Origin of the sequence: Prosthecobacter dejongeii, from assembly GCF_014203045.1 — a bacterium.
Lineage (GTDB): Bacteria > Verrucomicrobiota > Verrucomicrobiia > Verrucomicrobiales > Verrucomicrobiaceae > Prosthecobacter > Prosthecobacter dejongeii.
The window spans coordinates 320,278-346,548 of sequence record NZ_JACHIF010000003.1; the positions used below are offsets into that span (position 1 = coordinate 320,278).

The 26,271-nt window shown below is 58.7% G+C and carries 24 protein-coding genes and 5 tRNA genes; 20 read left to right on the top strand and 9 right to left on the bottom strand.

Annotation, left to right across the window (positions count from 1 at the left end; translation table 11 throughout):
* Nucleotides 1-18 precede the first annotated feature (18 nt).
* Together HNQ64_RS09175 and HNQ64_RS09180 are read right to left on the bottom strand one after the other, a co-directional pair.
* Nucleotides 19-222, bottom strand: coding sequence for a hypothetical protein (locus HNQ64_RS09175; RefSeq protein ID WP_184207746.1), 204 nt, complete (start codon nucleotides 220-222; stop codon nucleotides 19-21).
* Between the two features lie 276 nt (nucleotides 223-498).
* The gene (locus tag HNQ64_RS09180; protein ID WP_184207748.1) at nucleotides 499-1,203 is read right to left on the bottom strand and encodes an SWIM zinc finger family protein; all 705 of its coding nucleotides are present in this window, start codon (nucleotides 1,201-1,203) and stop codon (nucleotides 499-501) included.
* Nucleotides 1,204-1,271: 68 nt separating this feature from the next.
* On the opposite strand from HNQ64_RS09180, the gene HNQ64_RS09185 reads away from it, so the two are divergent.
* From HNQ64_RS09185 to folP, 4 genes are all read left to right on the top strand, one after another.
* The gene (locus tag HNQ64_RS09185) at nucleotides 1,272-1,706 is read left to right on the top strand and encodes a SufE family protein (protein ID WP_184207750.1); all 435 of its coding nucleotides are present in this window, start codon (nucleotides 1,272-1,274) and stop codon (nucleotides 1,704-1,706) included.
* 10 nt (nucleotides 1,707-1,716) lie between these two features.
* Nucleotides 1,717-3,066, top strand: coding sequence for a Gfo/Idh/MocA family protein (locus HNQ64_RS09190; RefSeq protein ID WP_184207752.1), 1,350 nt, complete (start codon nucleotides 1,717-1,719; stop codon nucleotides 3,064-3,066).
* A gap of 66 nt (nucleotides 3,067-3,132) precedes the next feature.
* Nucleotides 3,133-4,026: a histidinol-phosphatase gene (locus HNQ64_RS09195; protein ID WP_343075885.1), complete on the top strand. Its 894-nt coding sequence runs from the start codon at nucleotides 3,133-3,135 to the stop codon at nucleotides 4,024-4,026.
* Nucleotides 4,023-4,907 (top strand): dihydropteroate synthase, encoded by an 885-nt coding sequence (gene folP / locus HNQ64_RS09200; RefSeq protein WP_246430998.1) that lies wholly within the window; start codon nucleotides 4,023-4,025, stop codon nucleotides 4,905-4,907. Before HNQ64_RS09195 ends, folP begins: the two co-directional genes overlap by 4 nt.
* On the opposite strand, the gene truA is transcribed toward folP, so the two are convergent.
* The 3 genes from truA to HNQ64_RS09215 are packed head-to-tail and all read right to left on the bottom strand — an operon-like array spanning nucleotide 4,901 to nucleotide 7,013.
* Nucleotides 4,901-5,728: a tRNA pseudouridine(38-40) synthase TruA gene (gene truA, locus HNQ64_RS09205; protein WP_184207754.1), complete on the bottom strand. Its 828-nt coding sequence runs from the start codon at nucleotides 5,726-5,728 to the stop codon at nucleotides 4,901-4,903. The two genes, folP and truA, sit on opposite strands and share 7 nt — an antisense overlap.
* Complete coding sequence (gene ruvX, locus HNQ64_RS09210) at nucleotides 5,703-6,194, bottom strand: Holliday junction resolvase RuvX (RefSeq protein ID WP_184207755.1); 492 nt, start codon at nucleotides 6,192-6,194, stop codon at nucleotides 5,703-5,705. The genes truA and ruvX overlap by 26 nt, the downstream gene beginning before the upstream one ends.
* Nucleotides 6,195-6,251: 57 nt before the next feature.
* Complete coding sequence (locus HNQ64_RS09215; protein ID WP_184207757.1) at nucleotides 6,252-7,013, bottom strand: TSUP family transporter; 762 nt, start codon at nucleotides 7,011-7,013, stop codon at nucleotides 6,252-6,254.
* A 128-nt stretch (nucleotides 7,014-7,141) separates the two neighbouring features.
* Here HNQ64_RS09215 and HNQ64_RS09220 point away from each other — a divergent pair, with 128 nt between their 5' ends.
* The 13 genes from HNQ64_RS09220 to HNQ64_RS09280 all read left to right on the top strand — a co-directional run bounded on the left by HNQ64_RS09220 (nucleotide 7,142) and on the right by HNQ64_RS09280 (nucleotide 18,794).
* Nucleotides 7,142-9,526: a M1 family metallopeptidase gene (locus HNQ64_RS09220; RefSeq protein WP_184207759.1), complete on the top strand. Its 2,385-nt coding sequence runs from the start codon at nucleotides 7,142-7,144 to the stop codon at nucleotides 9,524-9,526.
* On the top strand, nucleotides 9,513-10,022 hold the full coding sequence (locus tag HNQ64_RS09225; protein ID WP_184207761.1) for a DUF6702 family protein: 510 nt from the start codon (nucleotides 9,513-9,515) through the stop codon (nucleotides 10,020-10,022). Before HNQ64_RS09220 ends, HNQ64_RS09225 begins: the two co-directional genes overlap by 14 nt.
* A gap of 469 nt (nucleotides 10,023-10,491) precedes the next feature.
* Nucleotides 10,492-11,598 (top strand): alpha-hydroxy acid oxidase, encoded by a 1,107-nt coding sequence (locus HNQ64_RS09230; RefSeq protein WP_184207763.1) that lies wholly within the window; start codon nucleotides 10,492-10,494, stop codon nucleotides 11,596-11,598.
* 70 nt (nucleotides 11,599-11,668) lie between these two features.
* Nucleotides 11,669-12,589, top strand: a complete 921-nt coding sequence (locus tag HNQ64_RS09235; protein WP_184207765.1) for a metal ABC transporter substrate-binding protein — start codon at nucleotides 11,669-11,671, stop codon at nucleotides 12,587-12,589.
* Nucleotides 12,590-13,498: 909 nt separating this feature from the next.
* Nucleotides 13,499-13,573, top strand: a tRNA-Trp gene (locus HNQ64_RS09240).
* A 1,004-nt stretch (nucleotides 13,574-14,577) separates the two neighbouring features.
* Nucleotides 14,578-14,784, top strand: a complete 207-nt coding sequence (locus tag HNQ64_RS09245; protein ID WP_184207767.1) for a hypothetical protein — start codon at nucleotides 14,578-14,580, stop codon at nucleotides 14,782-14,784.
* A gap of 351 nt (nucleotides 14,785-15,135) precedes the next feature.
* Nucleotides 15,136-15,208 (top strand) — tRNA-Ile (locus HNQ64_RS09250).
* A 73-nt stretch (nucleotides 15,209-15,281) separates the two neighbouring features.
* Nucleotides 15,282-15,356: transfer RNA gene (locus HNQ64_RS09255), tRNA-Leu, on the top strand.
* A gap of 24 nt (nucleotides 15,357-15,380) precedes the next feature.
* Nucleotides 15,381-15,453 (top strand) — tRNA-Arg (locus HNQ64_RS09260).
* 108 nt (nucleotides 15,454-15,561) lie between these two features.
* Nucleotides 15,562-15,637: transfer RNA gene (locus HNQ64_RS09265), tRNA-Glu, on the top strand.
* A gap of 98 nt (nucleotides 15,638-15,735) precedes the next feature.
* Nucleotides 15,736-16,452 (top strand): hypothetical protein, encoded by a 717-nt coding sequence (locus tag HNQ64_RS09270; protein WP_184207769.1) that lies wholly within the window; start codon nucleotides 15,736-15,738, stop codon nucleotides 16,450-16,452.
* Nucleotides 16,453-16,534: 82 nt separating this feature from the next.
* Complete coding sequence (locus tag HNQ64_RS09275) at nucleotides 16,535-17,953, top strand: RtcB family protein (protein ID WP_184207771.1); 1,419 nt, start codon at nucleotides 16,535-16,537, stop codon at nucleotides 17,951-17,953.
* A gap of 223 nt (nucleotides 17,954-18,176) precedes the next feature.
* The gene (locus tag HNQ64_RS09280; protein WP_184207773.1) at nucleotides 18,177-18,794 is read left to right on the top strand and encodes an HNH endonuclease; all 618 of its coding nucleotides are present in this window, start codon (nucleotides 18,177-18,179) and stop codon (nucleotides 18,792-18,794) included.
* A gap of 76 nt (nucleotides 18,795-18,870) precedes the next feature.
* Here the strand turns inward: HNQ64_RS09280 and HNQ64_RS09285 are convergent, their stop codons facing one another.
* Nucleotides 18,871-19,392, bottom strand: coding sequence for a peroxiredoxin (locus tag HNQ64_RS09285; protein ID WP_184207775.1), 522 nt, complete (start codon nucleotides 19,390-19,392; stop codon nucleotides 18,871-18,873).
* A gap of 85 nt (nucleotides 19,393-19,477) precedes the next feature.
* On the opposite strand from HNQ64_RS09285, the gene HNQ64_RS09290 reads away from it, so the two are divergent.
* Nucleotides 19,478-20,278, top strand: coding sequence for a TatD family hydrolase (locus HNQ64_RS09290; protein ID WP_184207777.1), 801 nt, complete (start codon nucleotides 19,478-19,480; stop codon nucleotides 20,276-20,278).
* An 87-nt stretch (nucleotides 20,279-20,365) separates the two neighbouring features.
* Here the strand turns inward: HNQ64_RS09290 and HNQ64_RS09295 are convergent, their stop codons facing one another.
* Together HNQ64_RS09295 and HNQ64_RS09300 are read right to left on the bottom strand one after the other, a co-directional pair.
* Complete coding sequence (locus tag HNQ64_RS09295) at nucleotides 20,366-20,923, bottom strand: ankyrin repeat domain-containing protein (protein WP_184207779.1); 558 nt, start codon at nucleotides 20,921-20,923, stop codon at nucleotides 20,366-20,368.
* 32 nt (nucleotides 20,924-20,955) lie between these two features.
* The gene (locus HNQ64_RS09300) at nucleotides 20,956-21,513 is read right to left on the bottom strand and encodes a glycine zipper domain-containing protein (protein WP_184207781.1); all 558 of its coding nucleotides are present in this window, start codon (nucleotides 21,511-21,513) and stop codon (nucleotides 20,956-20,958) included.
* 88 nt (nucleotides 21,514-21,601) lie between these two features.
* Here HNQ64_RS09300 and HNQ64_RS09305 point away from each other — a divergent pair, with 88 nt between their 5' ends.
* The gene (locus tag HNQ64_RS09305; RefSeq protein WP_184207783.1) at nucleotides 21,602-23,350 is read left to right on the top strand and encodes a serine/threonine-protein kinase; all 1,749 of its coding nucleotides are present in this window, start codon (nucleotides 21,602-21,604) and stop codon (nucleotides 23,348-23,350) included.
* Nucleotides 23,351-23,409: 59 nt separating this feature from the next.
* Nucleotides 23,410-24,150 carry an RNA polymerase sigma factor gene (locus HNQ64_RS09310; RefSeq protein WP_184207785.1) on the top strand — a complete coding sequence of 247 codons (741 nt, stop codon included), beginning with the start codon at nucleotides 23,410-23,412 and terminating at the stop codon, nucleotides 24,148-24,150.
* 98 nt (nucleotides 24,151-24,248) lie between these two features.
* Here the strand turns inward: HNQ64_RS09310 and HNQ64_RS09315 are convergent, their stop codons facing one another.
* Nucleotides 24,249-26,132: a DNA topoisomerase IV subunit B gene (locus HNQ64_RS09315; RefSeq protein WP_184207787.1), complete on the bottom strand. Its 1,884-nt coding sequence runs from the start codon at nucleotides 26,130-26,132 to the stop codon at nucleotides 24,249-24,251.
* Nucleotides 26,133-26,271 lie beyond the last annotated feature (139 nt).

Here is a 26,271-nt window from a genome sequence, read left to right on the forward strand (position 1 = left end):
CCCACATGCGGGACGGTACTACAATGCGCGGAACTGCTCGCTTCGATACGCTTCCCCACCGCCCTGGAGGGGCGAAAGCGGGTAGCCGGGGGTGAAGGTGCGCAGCACCGAGAACCCCCGGTCTGGCGAATCACCCGAGATGCGTTTTGGCAGGCGTCCTGGAGGGACGCGAGAAAGGTCCGCCAGCCCCTGCACCTCGGCGGAATGGGGAGCGGGTTCCACCTTTCTCGCGCCTCTCCAGGGCGCGGCGGGTGTGGACGCGTTATTTGTTAGGTGGGTCCGGGGGTTCCCGCTCGCCAAGCCTCGCTCCACCCCCGGCTACCTTCCGTCGCCCCTCCAGGGCGGGGGCCGTTCTGCGGGCCGCGCCAGCAGGTACAGGATGAATCACTCTCCGAGTGATGCGTCCGCCCCCAAGCATCTCGTCCGCCCCAACTTCGCCCCCAACTCGCCACTACCCTCACCAGCAGGTGGCCTCCGATGGCCATCCCTCGCCCCCACTTACTTCCCCTCATCCAAATCAATGCCGAACAGCGCAGAGAGGTCCGTCCCCTCCAGCTCGCTCGCTTGGCTCAATCCGGCGGCGGAGGATTCACGGGCCGTGCTCAGCAGATCCGCCTGATCCACGCCGCGCAGGGTGAAGAGGAGCTGCGGCTGCGTATCCAGGAGAATGCCTGCGCCATACAGCACCGCCGCCGCGTGTTTGCACAGATCCGCGTGGTCTGGGCAGGAGCAGTCAAAACGGATCTCGCCGGGCTGAGGAAATAGGCCGTCTTCGGGATGCGAAAGCACCTGCATCAGCCCATCTCCCAGCTTGCCCGTCAGCAGGTCTAACAAAGAGTTCACCTGACCCTGGCTGGCCTGGACGATCTCCTGCCAGCGATCGGCCGCCAGCGGGCGGATGTGGATGAGGGTGTCGTAAAGCTCCGTCCCGGCCACCACGGCGCTGATCGTTCCGGGCTCCACGGTGAGGTCCAACACCTTGCCCTGGCGCAGGTAGCTGCGGCCAGCGGGCAGGCGGGCCTCATAGTGTTGGTAGTTCGCCAGGTGGCTGCACCAGGCCTGACCCCAAAAGCTCTGGCACAGGTGACGGCTTTTTTGCGGGGCCTCCAGCGGCTGCAGGGCCTCGCCCCGGGCGCGCCGTTTGGCGATCTCCCGCTGCACTCGCTCTGCCGCTTCCTGCGTCTCTTCCCGGTTCCATGACATGCACTTTTTTAGCCCCGGCACAGCGGACTTGCCAGTGAAACGAGTGGCAGGCAGGTCAAAGCGTGGCCATGCTGGTGCCCATGACCCTGCGGGATAAACAAGCCGAACTCATCGCCGACCTGAACCTCATCGAAAACGTTCAGGAGCGCCTTTCTGCCCTCACCTCCTTCATCCCGGCGGTGACGCTGCCGGAGGCCCTGCGCACGGACGATCTCCTCGTGCCCGGCTGCGTTTCGCGCGTGTGGGTGCAGGGCGAAATGAAGGACGGACGCTGCCAGTTTCGCTGCGCAGCAGACTCGCCCATGGTCGCGGGATTAGTGGCTCTTTTGTGTCACCTTTACACGGATTCGGAACCAGCAGAGGTGGTGGCCATGGAGCCTGAAATCTGGGTCGGATGCGCCTTCCACAAGGCTTTGACGCCCACCCGGCTGAATGGACTGGCCTCCATGCGCACCCGCATGCGCGACTGGGCCGCTGCAAGCTCGCAGGCCCCGCAGGCGTAGTCCTGTGCCTATGCCTGTCAGCCGCCGCACCTTTTTTAAAAACACCTCCCTCGCCGCTGCCTCCGTCGCCTTTCCAGCGGTGGTGAAGTCTGCCAACCCGAACTCGAAGCTCCAGGTCGTGTCCGTGGGCGCGAATGGCATGGCATTCAGCGACATCAAAAACATCGGCGCGCACGCAGCGGTGAAGTACGTGGGCTTTTGCGACATTGACAGCACCCGCTTTGATCAGGTGGACAAGGCCTTCCCCGGCACCCCGCACTTTGCTGACTTTCGCGAAATGTATGCCCAGTTGGGGGATAAATTCGATGCCGTATCGGTGGGCACCCCGGACCACATGCATGCGAAGGCCTCCATTGATGCCCTGCGCCTGAAGAAGCACGTGTATTGCCAAAAACCCCTTGCCCACACCGTGTGGGAGTCCCGCCAGATGCGCCTGGAGGCAGAGAAAGCCGGCGTAACCACGCAGATGGGGAATCAGATTCACTCCGCCATCGAGTATCGCCTGGGTACCCGCCTGCTGAAAGAAGGTGCCATTGGCAAAATCAAAGAAGTGTATTCCTGGGTAGCTGTGACGGGGAACGAGCGCAACAAGCGCCTGGAGCCCCTGCCGGGCAGCGCCGTGCCGAAAAATGTGAACTGGGATCTGTGGATCGGCTGTGCGCCCATGCGTGAATACGCCGCCTGTTATCACCCCTTCATCTGGCGTGACTGGCAGGACTTCGGCGGTGGTGCCATGGGCGACTTCGGCTGCCACATCCTGGACCCTGTTTTCACGGCCCTGGATCTGAATGCACCCCTCACCGTCACCGCGCGAAACAGCGGCATCAATCAGCACATCTGGCCCACTTCCGAAGAGGTGGAATTTGTCTTCCCAGGCAATGAACTGACGGCGGACAAAACCCTGAAAGTGACCTGGAGCGATGGCGGCCTGCGCCCTGATCGCAAGCTGGCCAAGATGCCCGATAACCTGGAACTGCCAAAGAGCGGTTCCCTCTTCATCGGTGAAACCGGGAACATGGTCCTCGGCCACGTCGCCGGTCCACGTCTGTACCCCACGGATAAATTCACCACCTTCAAATACCCGAAGGAAAAAGGCCTCAGCCACTGGCATGTCTGGGTGGATGCTTGCCTAACCAATAGCAAGACCAGCGATGGGTTCCACTACGCAGGCCCGCTCTCCGAGGCCGTGCAGCTCGGCAATGTGGCCACGCGCTTCTGCCCCGGCCCCATTGACTCCCGCACGGGCGATCCCCTGGAGCCCAAGATCCTGGAATGGGATGCGGCGAACCTCAGCTTCAAGAACTTCCCGGAAGCGAACAAGCTGCTGACGAAGACCTACCGCGAAGGCTGGGCGATCTAAAGCCCCGTTACCCAAAGCGTTCCTCCCGCCGAAGACGACCCTGCAAAGGGCACGCGGTGGGAGAGCGTGCGCGCACTTTTTCCCGCCATGGTCCTGCACTTGGCCCAGGGCGGGACTTGCAGCCAGCCTGCTTTGCCGCCAAGAAGAGGCATGCTGACGGATTATCACAACCACACCCCCCTCTGCCAGCATGCGGAGGGTTCCCCCCTGGACTATGCCCGCCATGCCCAGAGCATCGGCCTGGCTGAGATCGGCATCTCAGATCACAATCCCATGCCGCAGCACCTGGATGAATGGCGCATGCGTCTGGATGAACTGCCCCGCTACCTGGACATGGTAGAGGAGGCCCGCCAGGGCGTGCGCATCCCCGTGCGCCTCAGCCTGGAGTGCGACTACCTGGAAGGCCGCGAAGCCTGGACGGATGAGACCGCCACGCTGGCCCCGTGGGATTACCTCATCGGCAGCGTCCACTACATCCAGGAAGACCTGGCCGTGGACGATCCCAAATACATGAACCATTTCAAAACCCCCACCGAGATCGAGCAGATGTGGCGGCTCTACTGGCGGCTGTATGAGAAAATGGTGCGCACCCGCCAGTATGACTTTCACGCTCATCCGGACCTGGCCAAACGCTTTGGCGCGCTACCGACTGGTGATCTCCGCCCCTACTACGCGCCCGTCATTCAGGCCCTGGCCGATACGGGCGGCGTCATGGAGGTGAGCACCGCCAGCCTGCGCAAAGGGCTGACCGATTGTTACCCCTCCCGCGAGATGCTGGAGATGGCCTTCAGTGCCGGTGTGCCCATCGTCATCAATTCCGATGCGCATAAACCCACGGATGTGGGGGCCGACTTTGGCCACGCACTGGCTTTTGTGCGCAGTGTCGGTTATCGCGAAACCGTCCGCTTTCACCAGCGCCAGCGTACCACTGTACCCCTGCCTGAAACCTGGCCGCTATGATCTGGAAAGCCCGCCACCACACCCTCCACTTCCCCCGCCGCCCGCTGGTGATGGGCATCGTCAATATCAATGACGACTCCTTTTGTGGCGATGGCACGCTGGACCCTGAAAAGGCCCTGGCCCAGGCGGAGGCCATGCTGCGGCAGGGGGCAGACATCATTGACATCGGCGCAGAGAGCGCGCGGACCAATCGCGGCCCCATCAGCGTGGAGGAGGAAATCCAGCGCCTGCTGCCTTTCATGGCGGCCTGGCCAGATCTCTTGGCCAAGGTGGAGGATGCCCCCTGGGACGCTGAGCAACTGTGGCCGCCCCTGCTTTCCATCAATACCTGGCGCTCTGCCGTCATCGAGGCCGTACTCCCGCATGGCGGCGATCTCATCAATGACATCAGCGCCCTGCCAGATGGCACCAATGCACGCCTGTGTGCGGAGTATGGGGCCAGCCTGCTGATCATGCACAGCATCGGCCAGCCGAAGGTGCCTCACACGCACGTGGGCTATGCGAACATCCTGGAGACCATGGCGCAGTTTTTCGATGAAAAGCTGGCCCTGGCCGAAGTGGCGGGCCTGTCCCCAGAGCACATCATTTTGGACCCAGGCATTGATTTCGCCAAGCAGCGGGAAGACAACCTCACGCTCTACCGTCATGCAGATCAGCTCCAGCGCTGGGGCCGCCCGGTGCTGCTGCCTGTCTCGCGGAAAACCGTCATCGGCCAGGTGCTGGACCTGCCGAATGCGGTGGATCGGGATGCGGGCACCGTCGCCTGCATCGCCGCAGGCATGCGCCAGGGCAGCCAAATCTTTCGCGTGCACAATGTCCAGGCCGCCGCCCAGGCCGTGAAGGTGCTGTGGGGCCTGCGGTCGCAGCCCGCAGCTCAGTAGATCACTCGGGCGAGGTAGAGACCCCCCGCAGGGGCCATTTGGTTGCTCTGCGGGGCGGTGTCATCCGTCAGCAGACTCTGAAACCACGGTACCGTGGCGCGCCCCCGGGCCACCAGCATGAGGCTGCCCACGATGAGGCGGACCATTTTATAGAGGAAGCCGTCGCCCTCGAATTCCAGTTCCAAAACGTCGCCGTCCTCACGCATCTCCGCCCGGTGGATGGTGCGCGTGGTTTTCTCCGGCAGGGCGCGGCGCATAGTCTCGGGCATGTCGCCGCGATTCGCGGAAAGGCGCACAAAATTATGCGTGCCCACCAGGCTATCCAGGCAGGTCTGGAGGGCGGCCATGTCCAGCGGACCGTGGATGTGCCAGACGCGGTCAGATTCAAAAGGGGAAAGCTGGGGCGCGCGCCAGATGCGGTAGCGATACACCTTGCCCTTCGCATCGTAACGGGAGTGAAAGGTGGGCGGCTCCGCAGCCCGCACCTCCACCAGGCGGATGGTCAGGGGCAGGCAGGCATTGACGGCTTTCACCCAGGCTTCATCGCTCATGCGCAGGCTCACCGGCACATCCATGTGGGCCACCTGGCCCAGGGCATGCACGCCCGCATCCGTGCGGCCAGAGCCATGGACGGTGGTGGCGGCCCGCGTGGCTTTCAGCACGGCGGCACTCAGTTCATCCTGGATGCCGCCGCCGATGGCCAGCGCCTGCCAGCCGCGCCAGGGCGTGCCGCAGTAGGCCACCACCACCCGCAGACGCCGCAGTCCCGGACCTGGGCCTTTGTTGAGCCCCAGCTTATTTTCGGCGTCGCTTCGGCTCATTTGTCCATTCCAGGTCGTAAGTTTCATCCGGCAGGAGAAAGCCCGCCGGGCCGCGCTGGCTGTTGAGGTAATCTTGCAGGATGACCACAGCGGCCAGTTGATCCACGATCTCGTTGCGCTGGCGTTTATCCGTGATGCCCGCCCGGGACATGGAGGCCTCCGCTTCCACGGAGGAAAGTCGCTCATCCACGAACTCGATGGGCAGCTCATGCTGCAGCGCTTTGCCCAGGCGATCGGCAAATTTCTCCACCCGCTCCGTTGCTTCACCCCGGTTGCCACTCATCAGAAAAGGCATGCCGATGACGATGCGGGCGATGTGTTTTTCCCGCGCGATGCGGGCGATCTCACGCTCCACATCCGCCTTCGACTCCAGGGTTTTTAAAGGGCTGGCCGTCAGCTCCATCTCGTCGCTGATGGCCAGTCCGATGCGGACGGTTCCGTGATCAATGGCGAGGATGCGTGGCATGGGGAAAGGGAAGGGGAGGCGTGCGAGCAACCAAGATGCACCGCATTCGCCCTGGGATCAAGAGCCTGCCACCCACTGATCCCACAGCAGCTTCACCACCAGGGAAAAAACGACCAGGAGGAACATGATGCGGATGAAAGGGGCCCCATGGCGGATGACGAGGCCGCTGCCCAGCCGGGCACCGAGGAGCTGTCCGGCGATCATCACCGCAGCGATGTCATACCGTACACTCGCCGCGCCGATGAAGATGGAGACGGAAGCGACGTTGCTGGTGAGGTTCACCACCTTTGTGTAAGCGGTGGCGTGGAGGAGATTCAGCCCCAGGAGTGAGAGACAAGCCACTGTCCAGAAGGTCCCCGTGCCCGGGCCCAGGAAGCCATCGTAAAACCCCAGCACGCAGCCACCCAGGCAGGCGAAAATGGTGGGCGTCAGCCGGGCACGCTTGGCCTGCTGGCCAAAACGCGGGCTCACCAGTGCATACGCGGCGATGCCCAGCAGCAGCCAGGGCACCAGCTTTCGCAGCAGATCCGCACTCACCTGCGTCACCGCCAGAGTGCCTAGCAGCGCTGCCACAAAGGTCACCGCCACCGCCAGCCGCACCTGCGCCCACTGCACCAGCCCCGCCTGGGCATAGCGCCGCACCGCCAGTAGGGTGCCAAAGGTGCTCTGCATCTTATTTGTGCCTAGCGCCAGGTGCGGTGGCAGTCCCACCCACAGCAGCGTTGGCAATGAGATTAGCCCCCCGCCTCCGGCGATGGAGTCAATGAACCCCGCGCTCAGGCCTGCGAGAAAGAGTAGCAGCAGCGTGTCCCAGCTCATGGGGGACTGTTGGTTAGGCCAAAAAGGGCACGGCAGCTGGAGATCATCGGAAGCGCATGCAACCAGACTTCGCTCTTGGCTGCAATCAGGGATTGCCAATTTCAATCACATCTGAACAATGGCGCACGATGAAGCTCCTGCTGCCCTGCCTTTTCACCGCCCTCACCGCCACTGCTGCTGGACCTGGGGCCCCAGTGGGGAAATTTCAGCAGCTGGAGCAACTGCTGCCTACCCCCACCCCCCAGCGCATCGCCTCCGGCGCACCGGGTGCCGCCTACTGGCAAAACCGTGCGGACTATGAGATCCACGCCACGCTGGATGACGTGAAGCGCAGCCTCAGCGCTGAGGCCACGGTGACGTATCACAATCTCTCCCCAGACACCCTCGACTACCTCTGGGTCCAGCTCGACCAAAACTACCTCTCCCACCAGGCGGACTCCCGCCTCACGCCTAACACTAAGCGTGGCATTGATCCCGCCAAGGTCACCTACTCCGCGCTGGATGGCCTGCTGGCTTATGAGACGTATGATGGCGCGCTGAAGATCACCCGCGTCACCGATGCCGAAGGCCAGGCCCTACCTCACACGATCGTTAAAACCATGCTGCGCGTGGACCTGCCCCAGCCGCTGAAACCCGGCAGCACCCAGGTCTTTAAAATGGCCTGGAGTTACCCCATCAATGACTGCAAGCGCATCAATGCCCGCACCGGTTACGAGCACTTCCCGGAAGATGACAACTGCATCTACACCCTCGCCCAGTGGTTCCCCCGTCTGGCTGCCTACACGGACTACGCGGGCTGGGTGAATAAGCAGTTCCTCGGCACCGGCGAATTTACCCTGGAGTTCGGCAATTACAAAGTCCACCTTACCGTGCCGGAAGACCACCTGGTGGCCGCCACCGGCCTGCTGCAAAATCCCGAAACGGTGCTGACCGCGACCCAGCGTGAGCGCCTGCGGGCCGCCCAAGGAGAAACGAAAAAGCCCGTCTTCATCGTCACCCCAGAGGAGGCCAAGGCGGCAGAAAAAACCAAGGCCAAAGGCCAGAAGACCTGGATCTTCGAGGCGGAAAACGTGCGCGACTTTGCCTTTGCCAGCTCGCGCAAATTCATCTGGGATGCCATGGCCGTGGAGGGCGCCACCTTTCCACCTACACCCGAGCGCCAGGGCGGCATCACGGATCGCATGTTTCGCCCGCCAGTCATGGCCATGTCTCTTTACCCCAAGGAAGGCATGCCGCTGTGGGACAAGTATTCCACTCACGCCATCGCCCACACCATCCAGACCTATTCACGTTACACTTTCAGTTATCCTTACCCCGTCGCGTGGTCGGTGAATGGCCCCGTGGGCGGCATGGAATACCCCATGATTTGCTTCAATGGCCCACGCCCCGAGAAAGACGGCACCTACCCCGAGCGCACCAAGTACGCGCTCATCGGCGTAGTGATCCATGAGGTGGGGCACAACTACTTTCCCATGATCGTGAACTCCGATGAACGCCAGTGGACCTGGATGGATGAGGGGCTGAATTCCTTCCTGGAATACCTCACCGAAGAGGAGTGGGAAAACAACTGGAAACACCGCCGGGACGCACGCGGCCTCACTGACTACATGCGCTTGAGTGATCGTGTGCCGGTGATGACAAATTCCGAGTCCATCGCCGATCTCGGCCCAAACGCCTACGGCCAGCCCACCGTGGCACTGAACATCTTGCGCGAGCACATCCTGGGGCGCGAAGCCTTTGACCACGCCTTTAAAATCTATGCCCGTCGCTGGATGTTCAAACGTCCTGCCCCGGCTGATTTCTTCCGCACCCTGGAAGACGCCAGCGGGGTGGATCTGGACTGGTTTTGGCGCGGCTGGTTTTACAGCGTGGATCACGTGGATGTGTCCATTGACGAAGTGAAGTGGCTGCAACTGGACAGCCGCGACCCCACTGTGGAAAACCCGAAGAAGAAAAAGGAAAAAGACGATCTGCCGCAAACCCTCACCCGCCAGCGCAATGCCCCACTGCCCAAGCGCGTGGACCGTTTCCCCGAGCTGAAAGACTTCTATGATACCTTCGATGAAGCTACCGTGCTGCCCAGCGAAAAGAAGAAATACGAAACCCTGCTCAAAGACCTCAAGGAAGAAGAAATAGACCCCACACTGCTGAAAACGAAGCACAACTTTTATGTACTGGAGTTCACCAACGTGGGAGGTCTTGTCACGCCTCTGATCCTGAAGCTGGACTACACCGACGGCAGCAGTGAGGAACTGACCCTGCCTGCGGAGATCTGGCGCTTTAACACCGAGAAAACCTCCAAGCTGCACCTCACGCCCAAGGAGTTGAAGTCCGTGACTTTTGACCCCCGCCAGGAGCTGGTGGATTGCAATGTGGAGAACAACTTCTGGCCCCGCCGTCCGGTGAAAAGCCGCTTCCAACTCTTCAAGGATGACAAGGCTCCGAACCCCATGCGGGAGCTGACTCAGCCGAAGAAAAAGCAGGCCGAGGAAAAGCCCGATGAGAAAAAGTAGTCTCATCCTCGCTGCCGCCGCTGCACTGCTCGCGCCCTGCCTGCACGCGCATTCGCTGCATCAGTCCACTGCGGAGGCTGAGTTCAACGCCGTCACCCAAAAGCTCGAAATCAGCCTCACCGTTTTCCTCAGCGATCTCGAGCTGGCCCTGCAAAAGCAGCAGGAAAAGCCCCCCGCTCAAGACACGACTTTCGACTCGAAAATTCAGGCCTACCTGGCGCAAACCTTTGTGGTCACCGATGCCGCAGGTCACATCGCGCCGCTCCTTTGGGTAGGTCGTGAATTGGAGGCCGACAGTCTCAAAAGCGGCGATCCCGTCCTGACGCTCTTCTTTGAAATCGTGCTACCCCAGGGGCTGCAAGCCTGCACGCTGCGACATGCGGTGTTTAACGAACTTTTCGAAGACCAAGTTCAGCTTCTCAGCCTGCGCATTGGCAGCCAAAAATCCCAACGACTCTTCAGCAAGAAAGCGGTGGCCCAGGTTCTGCTTCAGTGACGGCCCGCCATTTGGCGGGGCAGACAGGGGGACAAGGTGGGGTTGCGGCGAACGGCATTCCCCAGAGTGATTCATCCTGCATGCCCGAGCGAGGGGCGTGCAAAGACACTTCTCCGCATGGTGAGCCACAACCCAGCTCATTTGCCCCCTGACATCTTCGGAAATGTGAAGAAACCATGCTTCGCGTTAGGCCACTGCCCAGGCTGGGATTACAAGACGTAGTCTTCGTTCGCTCTTTCATCCCGTGTGGTGGAACTGCTGATGCAGATATTCGCTTTCAACAGGTCATGGTGAGGCACCGCGTGCGAGTTTTCTTGAGCCACTCTTTCCCCTGCCATTACCATGCAAATAGCTGTGTCTTTATCATTTCTCTTCATCGTGCCATAGGCAACCACTGAAGTGTTTCAAACTAGGCTTATCATCAATCCACTTGCCCATTCACCTGGGCAGATGGACACATGGGATGACCATGTCTTTCCCTCTGCCAGCCCTGTCCCAGATCCCGCCAGAGATCGTCGCGCTCACGGATTATGAGGCACTTGCACGGCAGCATTTGGGGGAGCAGGCCTGGGCCTACTATGCGGGCGGCGCGGCCGATGAGATCACCCTGCGGGAAAATCGCAGTGGCTATGATGCCCTGAAACTGCTGCCCCGTGTGCTGCGTGACATGACCGGTGGGCACACGCGGATGACTCTTTTAGGCCAGACATATGACCACCCCATTTTCCTTGCACCCATCGCTTACCAGCGCATGGCGCATGCGCAGGGGGAGTTGGCTACGGTGCTAGGAGCCTCGGCTTTAAAGGCAGGAATGGTCGTCAGCACGCGTGCCTCAGTGCCGCTGGAGGAAATTGCCGCTGCGGCGCAGACGCGCCTGTGGTTTCAGCTCTACATGCAGCCAGACCGCGCCTTTACCCAGCGCCTGGTGCAGCGGGCGGAGGCGGCCGGTTATCAGGCCCTGGTACTGACGGTGGATGCACCGCTGAATGGCATCCGCAATCGCCAACAGCGCGCGCAGTTTCACCTGCCACCGGGGGTGGAGGCCATCAATCTACGCGGCATGACGCCGCCCGATCTGCGCCCACGCCAAGCAGGAGAAAATGTGGCCTTCGGCGCGCTGCTGGATGAAGCACCGACGTGGCAGGACATCGCCTGGCTGCGCTCCATCACCACGCTGCCCATCTTGCTGAAAGGCATTCTGTCATCGGCCGATGCGGAACTGGCCATCCAGCATGGCTTTGCGGGCGTCATCGTTTCCAATCACGGCGGACGCATCCTGGATACGCTGCCAGCCACCGTGGACGTACTGCCACAGATCACCGCGCAGGTCGCAGGCCGTATCCCGGTGCTGGTGGATGGCGGCATCCGCCGGGGAACCGATGTGCTGAAAGCTCTGGCTCTGGGGGCCAGCGCTGTCCTCATCGGCAGGCCCTACATCTTCGGTCTCAGTGTCGCTGGCCCCATCGGCGTGGCGCACGTTTTGAACATCCTGCGCGCGGAGTTTGAGGTGGCCATGGGCCTAACCGGATGTGCGACTGTGTCAGATATCACCCCAGACATTCTTTGGCAGCGCTGAATTCTGTAGGCAACACTCTTCCCCTATCCGCCGTTTCATCCACCCTCATTTCTCTGTCGTTTAACCTTTCATGAAAGTCCTCTTCGCCCTCTCATGCCTGCTTACGCTGGCGTGCTGCACCCCATCCCCAAAGACCTCCAGCAGCCCTCAAGCCGCCAGCGGTAAACCTCAGGTCTATGTGGCCAATTACCCGCTAAAATACTTCGCCCAGCGTCTCGGGGCAGATCTGGTGGAGGTCCACTTTCCCGCGCCTGCGGATGAAGACCCCGCCTTTTGGCAGCCGGATGATGAGACGCTGGCGAAATATCAGGCGGCAGATCTCATTCTGATGAATGGTGCCAGCTATTCCAAATGGGTGGACACCACCACCCTGCCCGATGAAAAAGTGGTGAACACGGGCAGCGCGTATTCGGATCAATACATCGAGGTCAAAGACGCCACCACGCACAGTCACGGCCCAGGTGGGGAGCACAGCCACAGCGGCACCGCCTTCACCACGTGGCTAGATCTCCGCCAGGCTTCCCTACAGGCCCAGGAAGTGTCCAAGGCCCTGCAAACCCTGGTCCCTGAGAACTCCAAGAAAGCCATTGCGGACCGTTACACGGAGCTGAAAAAAGATCTGGATTCTTTGGATCAACGTTTGTTAGACGTGGGCAAACGATTGGCCAAAGTGCCCTTCGTGGCCTCGCATCCCGTGTATCAATACATGGCCCGCCGTTACAGTCTGGACATCCAGTCCGTGCTGTGGGAGCCGGAGACCGTGCCGGATGACAAAGCTATGGCCGAGCTACAGGCGCTGCTGGCCAAGCACCCGGCCAAGTGGATGTTCTGGGAAGGCCAGCCCGATGGCAAAAGCGTGGATAAGCTCCGGGCCATCGGCGTGCAGAGCATAGTCCTGGACCCCTGCGCTAACGTGCCTGAAACAGGCGATTTTTTAGAGCGCATGGAATCGAATGTGGAGAGCCTGGAAATTGCTTTTCCAGCTCCCTAGGAAAGCCTAAGGACAAAAGTTTCATTTCGGTTCCCATTCGATAAAAAAAATGATTATTTGGATTTGACGTCTTCAAAGACTGTGTCAAACTCCGCCTACCTTCAGCACGCACCTCCATGAAACCGATAGCTACAAACTCCCCAAGCCTCCGAGCACTTCCTGAGTGCCGAGCAGGGAGCTTTAGCATCCGATTGGAAACAGGATTTAGAAGCCTGGGCCATCATGAGATGTATTGGAGCACCCCGAACATGGAGGTCTACGAGCAGCGCGGCTAAGCCGCAGGTTTTACCCAGAACCGGCCTTTTAAAAAGCCCTGCTCGCCCTTCGAAAGGCAGCAGGGCTTTTTGTTTTCCGCTCAGATCCCACCCGCATCCCATCCCTCCGGAAGATCCTTCCACTCACCCATTCCCCTAACAACCCACATCCCTGAGCCCCCGTCACCTGGACGGGGCCGCTAACCCGTCAAAGCTCCGGCGTCTGTCGCCCAGATGCCGGAGCGAGACCCCCGAATGACCATCGCAGATGCGGCCCTGAAACGGCCTGCCCGAGACCCGGCGAAAACGCCGTCTTGCGGAGTCTGCAAAGATGAATTTCGAGCGCTATTAATCGCGTAGTATTTCCTAAGCATTCAAGTTGAATGCAGGCAGTCCACGCCCCTTTCCCGACATCACGAAGAGGCTTTCCGGAAGGTGTGCCATAAACACCGAAACATCCGCCGTGAAATACCCTGCGGGTGCGACGCCAGCGACGAGGTTTACCCCCTCCTCCCGTGCGTGGCAGCGGTGTTCGTTCTATTCAGACGTGACGTGCTGAAACCCAGCCTAACCAAAAGGTATGTTCCACACGTCACGCATGAATGGCCGCATAAGTTCATCCATCACGCGTGGATTTCTGCGGCCATTCCAAAGAGCGGCGGTGGTAGACAAGCAATGCACAGGACTCCAAACCCTGGAAATGTAGGGGCAGTACCCACCCGCCGCGCCAATCATCATGGAGCATGGGGACTCGCCGCAGAGGATCGCCCACCACATTCCCCAGGGACACAGGATCGCCCCGGGGGAAGTTAGGTCAGGGCAGGCTGCCTGTCCCCACGTTCCATGGCCTCGATCCATTTTCCAAAAGGGCTTGTAGTGTAGAAGTTTGCACGGCTGGCTCGCATCCAGCAAGTGACGGAGCGTTACCGTCCTCGTCCACCCTTGATAGAAATAGCAGGGAGAGCCAGTGCTCAGCGTGGTCTCATAAGCCACGCTCGGCTGGTGCAACTCCAGCCCCTGCCTCTTTTTTACGCGGCGGTAGTTCGTTAAAGACACGAGCCTGGCTGTAACCTAGGAGTTCCCCGACCGACACGGAGCATTACCGTGACGCCGCACCCCCATTTTCATCAAGCCCGCAAGGTGTAACAGACTTGCACGCGCCGCTTCTAACGGCTGAGGTTCCAGGTGCAATTCCTGGTGCGGGCACTTTCCCTTTTTAATCACGGAGCACGTCCGGCACAGACGAGGAAACGGTCTTGAAAACCGCTGCGCCTAACCAGCGTCCAGAGTGCGATTCTCTGGTGCTCCGCCCATTTCCTCCCCCCTTTGCAGCCAAGAGTGGCCGCATCACTTTCCCCTCCGTAGCTCAACAGCAGAGCACCCGGTTGATAACCGGAAGACCGTGGAGCGTCACCACGCGGAGGGACTTTTTAAAATCGCTGGATGGCTCAGACAGATGAGCGGCGGATTGAAGCTCCGCACAGGTTGGCGCGCTACCAACTCCAGCGACCTTTTTCATGCGGCCTTGATGTAACAGCAAGCATGTCTGTCTTCCAAACAGAGCGCGCCGGGGCAGCACCGGCAGGCCGCACTCTTTTTCTTATCCACGCTCATGAAACGTAAACTCGCCTCCATCCAGCTCGTCCACTCCATTCAGCCCATCCTGAATGCCGATGCCATCGAAGCTCGGATCATCCCGAAGCCTCGAAATTTCTCGAGAAGATCCAGGTGCCCATGGTGGACATCGTGGAACTGGGGCAATCGTTCGGTCATTCCCTGGAGTCTCTCCTATCACTGGCGGAAGGCCATTACCCAGGCACTCAAAATGAGCGCGAAGGGATTGTCATTCGCCCGCTGTCGGAGCGCTTCAGCAGCACTCTGGGTGGCAGGCTTTCCTTCAAGGCCATCAGCAACCGCTTTCTTCTGAGCGGCGGCGATTGATCGCCCTCCATCCCTCGACTCGGAGCATGTCTCCCGCGTGCTCTGAGTCTTTTTTCACACTCCCTTCATGGTGTAATAGCAGCATTCCTCCCTGTGACGGAGACGGTGCCGGGGCAGATCCGGCTGAGGGAATTTTTTCTAACCAACGGTGTGTCTAGCGAAAGACGCTCGCACCCCAACCGCGTGCAAGACAAAGAGCCGAGTCAGTGGCCTGCAAAGCCGCCTTACCCAGTGCAAGTCTGGGGCACGCGTCCACTTTTTAAAATCGGATACGAGAGAGCCAGCGAACTCGCTTGTTTTGGAGACAAGAGGCGCCCGGGGCAGCACCGGGGTATCCGACCCTTTTTCTTTCGGTCAGTCGCTTAACAGTCAAAGCACCGGGCTCATAACCCGAGAGATGCGGGTGCAACTCCCGCCAGACCGATTTTATCAATTCAAGGAGTGTGGGCTTCCAGCCCTCACGTGCTGAGGCCAAGATGGCCTCACTCCTTGTTTACGCCGCACTAGCCCAATCTGGCAGAGGCACTGAGCTCAGACCTCAGAGGTTCTTGGTTCGAATCCAAGGTGTTGCACCTTTTTTGTTAGTCCATTTCTACGTCTCCGTAGCTCAGCAGAGAGAGCGGCTGTTTACGAAGCAGCAGGCCGCAGGTGCAAATCCTGCCGGGGACACTTTTTCTGGAACGTGATCCGGGCGAGGCCCCGGGACTCTTTGCTAAAGAGATCGTGCGGCTAGGTGCCGCATGGGGAGCATGCCCTCCGCGTTCCGCCATCTTTTTTGACCCTGTCGTCTAACGGCTCAGGACCTCCGACTTTCTATCGGATAATACGGGTTCGATTCCCGTCAGGGTCGCCATTTCTTGAACGGTCCAAAGCTTAGATAGCGAAGCAGCCGGCTTTTAACCGGCATAGCGGGGTGCATGTCCCCGTGGACCGACTTTTCACACTTACTGAATGAACCCCCAAACCCAAAAAACCAACGATAAACAGTTACTATCCCTGCATCGCGAGCGCAAAAAGCTGCGGCGAAAGCAAATGGAGACAGCCCTGCTAGAACCCCCGATCCGGCGAGGCTGGAAACGCCTTCATTTCCTAACCGAAGATGCCGAACGAAGGGAGGATGCTGACGTTCTCCGGGCTATTCTCGAAAAGATCAACGTCATCCGCTATCATTGGCGAAGAAATTTTAAACCTACCAACAGCAAACGCCGTCAGCAGTTGTATATTACGGATCACCAACTTTCCTGGCTATGGCCTACGGATTTTGGTCCTCGCAGGCTGCTGGATGCCAAATGGATTTCTTATTTTAAGCCAGCGTTGGCTCTATGGTCCGGTTATCCTCAGTGGGTGCTGGAATTCAGTCAGCCGGAACTCTTTGAATTGCGAGTCGTTCCACATTTACAAACAGAAGGAAAGATCCTTGACCCAGAAACGGAGAGCAGGCTGGCCTGGATTGAAGCAAAGTTGGAAGGGCCTGGCAGATACCGACTGGAAAAACTGACCAACTGCAGTCGCTCTTACGGACAGAATTTGAGAAGAGACCGTCTGAGAGAAAAAATCGCCCAGGAACGGCTTTTTGCGGCGCTGGCTGGCGATGTCGAAGCGGAGGAGAGAAGCCTGTTTTTCTGGCTTTTCCCCTCCGCTTCGAGGCGTCTCATCGGGGCCGCCTAACTAATTCTATGATGAAGCCGCAGCAGGCTTCGCGTCTAACTTTTGGAGTCTTTCACTCCTCCATTTTAACAACACTCGTTTTATGAACTCTCAATCACTCACCCGCCTCGGCATTCCCGAGGGGGCAGCGCTGGACTTTGGTCTGGCGTTCGCTGCCAATCATGCCAGCTCTGGCGGCGATCCCTCCCGGCTGGAGGAAGACATCTGCGCCATCATCGCAGATCCTGCGGCTTTTCTAGGTGACCCTTTGCGCGAGGCTTTGGCCCGGGCTCTGTATGTGCCTGCTAACAAACAGCGCGATGCCCTGGCCCCCTGGCAGCAGTGGGGTTCGGGTCTGGAAGCTGGGGCTGTGCAGCAACTGGCGAATGCCTGCGCGCTGCCGGTCGCAGTGGCGGGGGCGCTGATGCCGGATGCACATCAGGGATACGGCCTGCCCATCGGAGGGGTGCTGGCAACGGATCAATGCGTGATCCCCTACGCCGTGGGCGTGGACATCGCCTGTCGCATGAGGTTGAGCGTTTATGATCGAAAGGCTAACATCATCCCCGGGCAGAAAGGTCGCCTCGCCAACATCTTGGAACGTGAAACCAACTTTGGCATGGGAGGTGCGTTTAAAGACAAACGGAATCACGAGGTGATGGATGAGGACTGGAATGTCAGTCCCATCACTCGACGGTTCAAAGACAAGGCCTGGGCGCAGCTCGGCACGAGTGGTTCGGGGAATCACTTCGTCGAATTCGGTGCCTTTGAAGTCACCGTGGATCAGGTGGAGGCGCTGAAGCAATCCGGTTTCGACATGCCGCCCGGTGAATACCTAGCCCTGCTCTCCCACAGTGGATCGCGAGGTGCAGGGGCGCAGGTGTGCCAGCATTACAGCCACATCGCTACGGAGCGGCGCTACGACCTGCCGAAGGACATGAAGCACCTGTCCTGGCTGACCTTTGAGGAAGAAGCGGGCCAGGAATACTGGGCTGCCATGAACCTCATGGGGCGCTATGCGGCGGCTAACCATGAATTGATCCACAAAACCATCGCCAAAAAAGTGGGGGCCCATGTGATCCTCGACATCGAAAATCATCACAACTTTGCCTGGAAGGAGATACACGTCATCCAGGGCCAGGAGCGCGAGGTGGTAGTGCATCGCAAAGGGGCCACCCCAGCGGCGATGGGGGAACTGGGTGTCATCCCCGGTTCCATGGCGACACCTGGATTTGTAGTGAGAGGCCGCGGGCAAGCGGGCTCTCTGAACAGCGCCTCCCATGGGGCTGGACGGGTGATGAGCCGGGCGGAGGCCAAGCAGAGCTTCACCTGGGGCGGTGTGAGGAAACAACTCGCCGCAGCTGGGGTCGAGCTGCTCAGCGCCGGCATTGATGAAGTGCCTGGGGTTTATAAGGACATCCACAACGTCATGGCCGCGCAGCAAGATCTAGTGGAAGTGCTAGGGCAGTTCCAGCCGCGCATTGTGAAAATGTGCCCGGCGGGAGACAAGGCGGAAGATTGAATGTGAACCGCCCGAATTTGGGGCGCTCACCTGGTAAAGTTTCTTTCTGGAAACTCCCTAACCTTGCCTTCGTCAAAAGTCTTTTGGCAGGCGTAACCATAAAGCTGACAAATTTGCCACTTGGCAAATGCCTAAGTTGCTGCACGATAAGTGCCCAACATAGAGGAACGAACACCGCGTCGTCCCTTCGTGCCGTCAATTCCCGTCAATAAGGAGCCGAAGCATGAATGATGTGTTGAACAAATCTACTGTCCTAGTTTTGAATCGAAACTGGCAAGCCATCGGTGTGAAATCACCTGCCGATGCCTTTAGCATGATGGCCGCTGGCAATGCCACAGCGCTGAACATCTCCGCTGAAGATGACATGACCCCCGTCACCTGGCAGGACTGGATGCGCCTGCCGGTGAATGAGGGGGACAATGCCATCGGCACGGTCCACGGTCCGGTGCGTGTGCCCACCGTCCTGGTGCTGGCGCGTTTTGACCGTGTGCCCAAGCGCCGGCCGAAGTTCTGTGCCAAGGCCATCTGGGAGCGCGATGGTGGCGTGTGCCAATACACCGGACGCAAGCTGAAGCCTAACGAAGGGAACATTGACCACATCGTGCCGGTTTCTCGCGGAGGCAAAAGCACCTGGGATAACTGTGTGCTGGCCGATAAAAAGGTGAATAGCAAAAAGGGCAGCAAGCTGCCAGAAGAAGCGGGGCTGAAACTCCTGCGCCGCCCTTCTGCCCCCCGTGAACTGCCCGTGACCCAGCTCATTCGCAATACCTACCAAGTTCGCGATTGGGAAGTGTTCCTGGCTCACGCTGGCATCTTCCAGACGGACCGCGCCGTGAGCTAAAAGCTGGCGCGCGGTTTCCAATAAAAAAACGCCGCCTGTTTCCAGGCGGCGTTTTTTTGTGGGAGATCTCGCTTCCTTACTTTGTTTCAGCCAGCACGCGCTTGATGTCGGCGGCCTGTTCAGCCGTGGAGGCTTTGGAGTCTTTCCAGACGATCTTGTCGCCCTTGATCAGGAAGGCCTGGCGGCTGGCGAGATTCATGCTGCCTTTGACGATGCGGTCCACCTTGAAGGCATCCACGATCTTGCCTTCGGGATCGGCGATGAGGTCGTAGGGCAGGGTGAAGTCGTCCTTGAATTTCTTTTGCGCTTCCGGTTTGTCAAAGGACACGCCTAGCACCTGCACGCCGTCTTTGCTCAGATCGGCAAAGGCATCGCGGAGAGAGCAGGCCTGCTTGGTGCAGCCGGGGGTGTTGGCCTTCGGGTAAAAGAAGACGACCGTGGGGCCTTTCGCATACACGTCGGCAAAGGCCACAGTTTTGCCATCCTGATTGGTGCCGGAGACCTGCGGGGCAGGCAGACTGACTTTTTCACCTTCGCCGGCGAGGGCGCTGGTGCAGAGGCTGGCGGCGAGGGCGAGGAGAGTGAGGGTGTGTTTCATGGACAAAGGAAGATGTTTGACAGCGCTGCGCTGAAAACGCTTCATAAAACGTCTGAAGGGGGCAAGTTATTCCCAAATCACTGCCATGTTCTACGATGCCCACAACCATCTCCAGGATGCTCGTTTGGCAGAGTGGCGCACGCAGGGGCTGGCCGCTCTAGCCACAGACCTGCCGCTAGCAGAGGCGGTGGTGAATGGCTGCACGGAGGCCGACTGGCCCGGTGTGGCCGCCCTGGCCCAGGCCCACGCGTGGGTGCGGCCCTCCTTTGGCCTGCACCCCTGGTATGTGGCGGCGCGGGGGGCGGGCTGGCTGGCCACGCTGGAGCACTGGCTGCACATTTTTCCCGAAGCGGCTGTGGGAGAGATCGGCCTGGATCGCTGGGTGGAAAATCACGATGTGCCCACGCAGGTGGCCTGCTTCCACGCGCAGCTCGCCCTGGCCGTGAAGCTGGAGCGCCCCGCCACCATCCACTGCCTGCGTGCCTGGGGCCTGCTGGAGGAGAGCCTACGCAACCAGCCGCTGCCCGCGCGCGGTTTCCTGCTGCACTCTTACAGCGGCCCGGTGGAGATGGTGCCTGGGTGGGTGAAAAAAGGCGCGTACTTTTCCCTCTCGCCCGCGTTTGGCCAGGCACGCAAAGCGGCCCAGCGCGCCACCTTTCAGGCCGTGCCGCTGGATCGCCTGCTGGCCGAAACGGATGCGCCGGACATGCCCCCACCACCGGAGCTGAATGACCACCCTCTGGGCCCCGCCACCGCGCCGCTGAATCACCCCGCGAATCTGCGGGTGAGCTACACCCTACTGGCTGAGATACGCGGCATGCCGTTGGCAGAGCTCATCGGCCACATCGAGGCAAACCACCGACGTCTTTTCGGCCAGCCGAGGTGAGAGGGAAGGGGCACTCGATCACGCTTTCGGTTAGCCGATTTAACAAAGGCCTAAGGGAAAATCATGAGGCAAGGCGCGGTGGCTCATTTAGTGACTGGTAGTCCCGTTCATTCGATCCATTTGCAGATGTTGAAAGTATTCCAGCCTCTTATCGCTTTCAGACTTGGCGTCATTGGAGATGCTGTCTTGAAACATCTGATTTGCTATCCAAGCCATGCCCGCGATCATCATCGCATCATGGGCCTTTTTCTGCTCTCTGTTACGCTGCCACTGGGCACGACCTGCGGCGAGGTCTGAGGAACTGCCACCGCCGATTTTAACTAATTTAGCAGCCGTGGCAGAATGTCCATTCACCGCAGCCGCATAAGCCAAAGATCGGCCTTCAGGACTGCGCGTTTTGAGCGATGCTCCACTGTTATAGAGCAGGTCTATCGCATCCTCATTGCCGTGGCTCGCGACATAATAAATGGGCTGCAACCCATTGATAGGGCGTGTGGCATTGGTGCGATTGCAGGTCGAAAAAAGTGTCCTGGTGTCATTACTCACGACAGCTTCGGCAAAGGCACGATCAAACGAATGACTTTGAAGTTCTGTGCAAGCAGATAATCCGACCACACTCATTAGAGCACAAAGAAAGGCTTTCATAGCTTCAGTAAAATGGAGTGATGCAGAGTTTGTTAGGGGGTATAAAAAACAGCATTCTGACCGCCAACGTTTACCACCGAACCATTTCTAGCAGTGGTCACCGGGTAAGATTTCTCCTCGGCCTTTCCTGCGACGAAAGAGCCGTCAGACCGTTGACGCACTTTGACACGCACCATCGCGCGTTTGGAACCCGTCTGAGAGTCTCCTTGCACTGGGACGGCGACGTAACTCGCGCCAGAGGCTTTCACCCCACGCATCACGCTGTTGTTGGATGCCAGGGCATAGTTCGCCTGCTCCTGCGCATACTGTCTTTGTTGCAAAGAGGCTTTGTAAAGCAAGGAAACACCCGCCCCAGCCCCAGCGCCGATGAGACTGCCCATAAGTGCCCGCTGCTGACTGTTTTGACCATTACTTGTAGCGCTGCCGATGACCGCCCCGGTCAGACCGCCCAAGACAGCCATGCGGTTAGGATCCTCCAAAGTTCGAGCGACTTCTGCACAGGAATTTAAAAAAGTGCCAGCCATGACACAGCATGACAGGCGTTTAAAAAGAGTGGTGAATGCATGTGAGGTGAGGTAAGGAATATTCATGGGGACATCCTGCTAAACCGCGCTCTAGGAGCTCCGTAACGCCCGCATTATAAAAAAAACATTTCCGTGATTTTTAGTCTCCAGAACCATGCCGGATGAGCCTTCAGTCGAGGGGGGCTCCGTTTCGCTTACGCCCTCGGTCATGGGGCAACTCCTGGCCGCCGCAGACAGTGAGGTGATCCGTTCTCTGCGCCAGTGGCAACCTCCCGAGGTGGATGAATTGCGAAAAGCCCTGCCAGACTATGAAATCAGTCACTTGTTAGGTCGGGGTGGCATGGGCGCGGTTTATCGAGGCTGCCAACCGCACCTGCAAAGAACCGTGGCGATCAAGGTCCTACCCGCTCAACTGGAGCAGGATGACCTGCAATACACCGCACGCTTTCGCCAAGAGGCCCAGGTGATGGCCAGCCTGAATCATCCCCACATCGTCAATGTTTATGAATCGGGCGAAACTGCCGATGGACTGCTTTATTTCGTGATGGAGTACCTAGATGGTGTGGATGTAGCGCGCCTCATCGCTCAGGAGGGCAAACTTGATTTCGCCACAGCTCTCAACATCACTCTTGCGGTGTGTGAGGCTTTAAGTGCCGCTCATGCATACGGTGTCATTCATCGTGATATCAAGCCCTCAAACATCATGATGGATCACGCAGGCCGAGTGAAGGTGCTGGACTTCGGCTTGGCCAAGCTCATCACAGAAAACGCCCATCATTTTTCCGGTGTCTTGTTAGGCCTGGGCACGCCTGGTTATGCAGCTCCTGAAATGCATAACCGAGACATCCAGGTAGATCAGCGTGCAGACATTTATGGCCTTGGGGCCACGCTTTACCAGATGCTAACGGGCCGTGTTCCTCAGGGCGTGCTTAGCTTGCCCGCCGCTACAGATCATGGACTAGAGGCGCGGTGCTGGCCGGTGATCGCCAAGGCGCTGCAGGCAGATCCGCAGTTAAGGTATCCAACGGCCTCTTTACTGGCAGAAGATGTCAAAGCCCTCTTGAAAAAACCTTCGCGTCAACCTCTGGGGAAGGGGCTCTTTCTCGCCCTCCTACTCGCACTTTTTCTTGGGGGTTATTTTTTGAAACGCACGTCAGATTCCGCACCGTCAGCGGGGGACTCCGTGATTTCTACGCGACCACCCATGGTATCAGAGACGGATGCGGCTGTGGGGCCCCTATTGGAACCGGGCACGCCCAAAGTCAGTCCGGATGGATGGCACTCGCTGCTGCTGGAGAAACCTGAGCTGGTGAGCTTGTTTAAGATCAGCCATATCGGCGAAGGTTGGTATGATATCGGCAGTGGTTTTGCCCCACTGGTCAAGGAAGAGCATGCCGCTTTGCGTCTCAAGGCGCGAATCATGCACCCTTTGGCAGGTCGCATCATTCTTTTTTCACGCTGGAATGAAGATCATCCCCACAAGCTTACTTTGTACCCTCATCCCTCGGGAAAGAAATTGCCCCAGCAGTATCGGAACGAACCCACCACGGCACTTCTGGACCGAGCCTGGTATGGTTATCAGGTGAATTGTGCGACTCGGTTCGGGTCAGATCTTTTGTTCGAAGGGTGGGTTAACACCACCCAGCGCATCAATGGCAAGATTTCACCGAAAGGTTTTATGCCTAGCGCCATGATCACTTTGGGCCCCAGTGGCAAAATGGAATACGAAATCGAGCTTCAGAGTTTCAGTGATCAGTTGCGTGTTCTCATCGATGGAAAGCTGATCCAGGCCGTCTCAGGGGTGACCTTACCGCACGGTTGGCTGGCGATAAACACCCAAGGGGGGAATGAGATTAAGTATTTGGAATGGCGCCCCTTGACGCCGCAGGGGCAGCCTCGATAAACGACTCCAGAAACGCATTGCCAGAGAGCCGCCTCTTGTTTTATCGAATCCACCTGTTCATGCCGCTCGCTTCACTCACTGATGGCCGATTTCCAACAACTTCTTGGACCTTGTTGGATCAACTGCGTGATGATGACATTCAGATCAGTCATCGGGCGTTGAATCTTTTATACTGTCAGTATCAGTCGCCGTTGTATTGCCTTATCCGGAAAAAGGGCCTCAGTCATCACGATGCAGAGGATACCCTTCAGGATTTTTTCGCCAAGCTCCTGAGGCTGGAATCTTTGAAAGAGACCCACCAGGATAAGGGCCGCCTACGGACCTTTTTGGCCACCTCGCTCTCACGATTTTTGATCAATCGCCATCACAAAGTGAAGCGTCAAGAGTCCCTGGAGGTATCCATCCATCTCGATCCCCATCTAGAAAGGCATTACGAAAAGTATGCCAGCCACGCGAGCGAAACACCGGAGATGATCTTTGACCGAGAGTGGCTTAATCGCTTGCTGCAGGCGGTGCTGTCCCGGCTGGAGGAGCGTTATGAAATGAACGGCCGTAAGGCTCTTTTTCAGACACTTCGTCCAGTGCTACTGTCAGGCGGTAGCCTGCGCCATCATGATACCCAGAGCCTTGCAAACTTTCTCGGAATGACGGAACCTGCACTCCGAAATGCCTTACTCAGAATGCTAAAGTCCTACCGATCTGTGCTGGAAGATGAAGTGCGGCAGACGGTGAATACGGACGAAGAAATGAAGGAGGAGATCAAACACCTGCTCCGCTCGCTCCCGTCTTCGAAAGATTAACTTCTTCCGTGGCCCGAAGCCGCTCCACGGTTTCCGTTGCTAACGTGCTTTCATGATCGCACTTTTGGTTATTCTTCCTCCAGCAACAGGCGCGGCCCTCACGCGGCGGCGGGTAGGGCTTCCTCGTCTTTGAAGTCCAGTTCCTTCTCCACACGCAGGTTATCCACGATGTACATCTGGCGATCTGGGGTGTTTTTCCCCATGTAGAAGGTGAGCAGTTCTTTGATGCTTTTGTGCTCAGGCATCATAACGGGTTCCAGACGGATCTGGGGGCCAATGAAGTGCTTGAACTCGTGCGAGGAAATTTCACCGAGACCTTTGAATCGGGTGATTTCCGCTGCCTTGCCGCATTTGTGGATGGCGCGCTGGCGTTCTTCGTCGCTGTAGCAGTAGAAGGTCTCCTTTTTGTTACGCACGCGGAAGAGGGGGGTCTGGAGGATGAAGAGGTGACCGGCGCGGACGATCTCTGGGAAGAACTGGAGGAAGAAGGTGATCATCAGTAGGCGGATGTGCATGCCGTCCACATCCGCATCGGTCGCTAGGACGATCTTGTTGTAGCGCAGGTCTTCGATGTTTTCGTCAATCTGGAGGGCATTCGCCAGGAGGTAGAACTCCTCGTTCTCATAGACGATCTTGCGGCTGAGGCCGAAGCAGTTCAGCGGTTTTCCACGCAGGGAGAAGACGCCCTGCGTATTCACGTCGCGGCTGCTGGTGATGGAGCCGGAGGCGCTGTCACCCTCAGTAATAAACAGGGTGCTTTCCTCCCGCAGCTTGTCTTTGGAGTCGAGGTGGATGCGGCAGTCGCGCAGCTTTTTGTTATGAATTTTAGCCTTCTTGGCGCTGTCGCGGGCGGCTTTTTGGATGCCGGAGATTTCTTTGCGCTCCTTCTCATTGGAGAGGATTTTTTCTTGCAGGGCCTTGGCGATGTCAGGCTTTTTATGCAGGTAGTTGTCCAGTTCCTTCACCACGGTGTTGATGACGTGGCTGCGCAGGTTCCGGCCATTGGGCTCCATGTGGGTGGAGCCGAGCTTCGTCTTGGTCTGGCTTTCGAAGATGGGCTCCTGGACCTTCACAGAGACGGCGGCGATGATGCCGGTGCGCACGTCACTGGGCTCGAACTGCTTTTTATAAAACTCGCGGCATTCCTGGACGATGGCTTCGCGGAAGGCGGCCATGTGGGTGCCACCCTGGGTGGTGTGCTGACCATTGACGAAGGTGTAAAATTCTTCGCCGTAGCCGGTGCCGTGCGTGAAGGCCACTTCCACATCGGTGCCTTCCAGGTGGATGACGGGGTACTGGGGCCCTTCGGTCAGTTTCGCGGCGATGAGGTCGCGCAGGCCTTCCTTGGACTTAAAGCTTTCGCCATTGAGTTTCAGCGTCAGCCCGGGATTCAGCCAGGAATAAAAGCGCAGCATTTCGCGGACGTACTCCAGCTTGAAATGCACGTGCGCGGTGAAGTTTTCCGGATCGGGCCGGAAGATGATGCGCGTGCCATCGGCCTCTTCCGTGGCCTGGGGTGTTTTCATGTCCTTGCGGACGAGGCCCTGGCTGAATTCCATGGCACGGGTCTGCCCCGCACGATAGGCTTGGATTTTAAAATGGGTGCTCAGGGCATTGACAGCTTTGATACCGACGCCGTTGAGGCCGACGGAGCGTTTGAAGACTTCGCTATCGTACTTAGCCCCGGTATTGATCTGGGCGCAGCACTCCATGAGCTTCCCCAGGGGAATGCCGCGTCCGTAGTCGCGGATGGTGACTTGGTGATCTTCGGTGATCTCCACTTCGATGAGTTTGCCGTAGCCCATGACGTGCTCGTCAATGCAGTTATCCACCACTTCTTTGAGCAGGACGTAGATGCCGTCTTCAGGCTGGGAGCCATCGCCCAGCTTGCCAATGTACATGCCGGGACGCAGGCGAATGTGCTCGCGCCAGTCGAGCGATTTGATGCTGTCTTCAGTGTAGTTGTGGGCAGGAGAGGACATGGAAGAGAGGGCGAAGGGACCAAAAAAACGAAACGCTGCCGGAAAGCCAGTGCGGGCGTCGCTCCTTTGGTAAGGCGGATTGGCGGGGCGTCAAGGCGGGGCGCGTGCCAGGGCGGTCTGAGGTGGTATTACCGAGGCT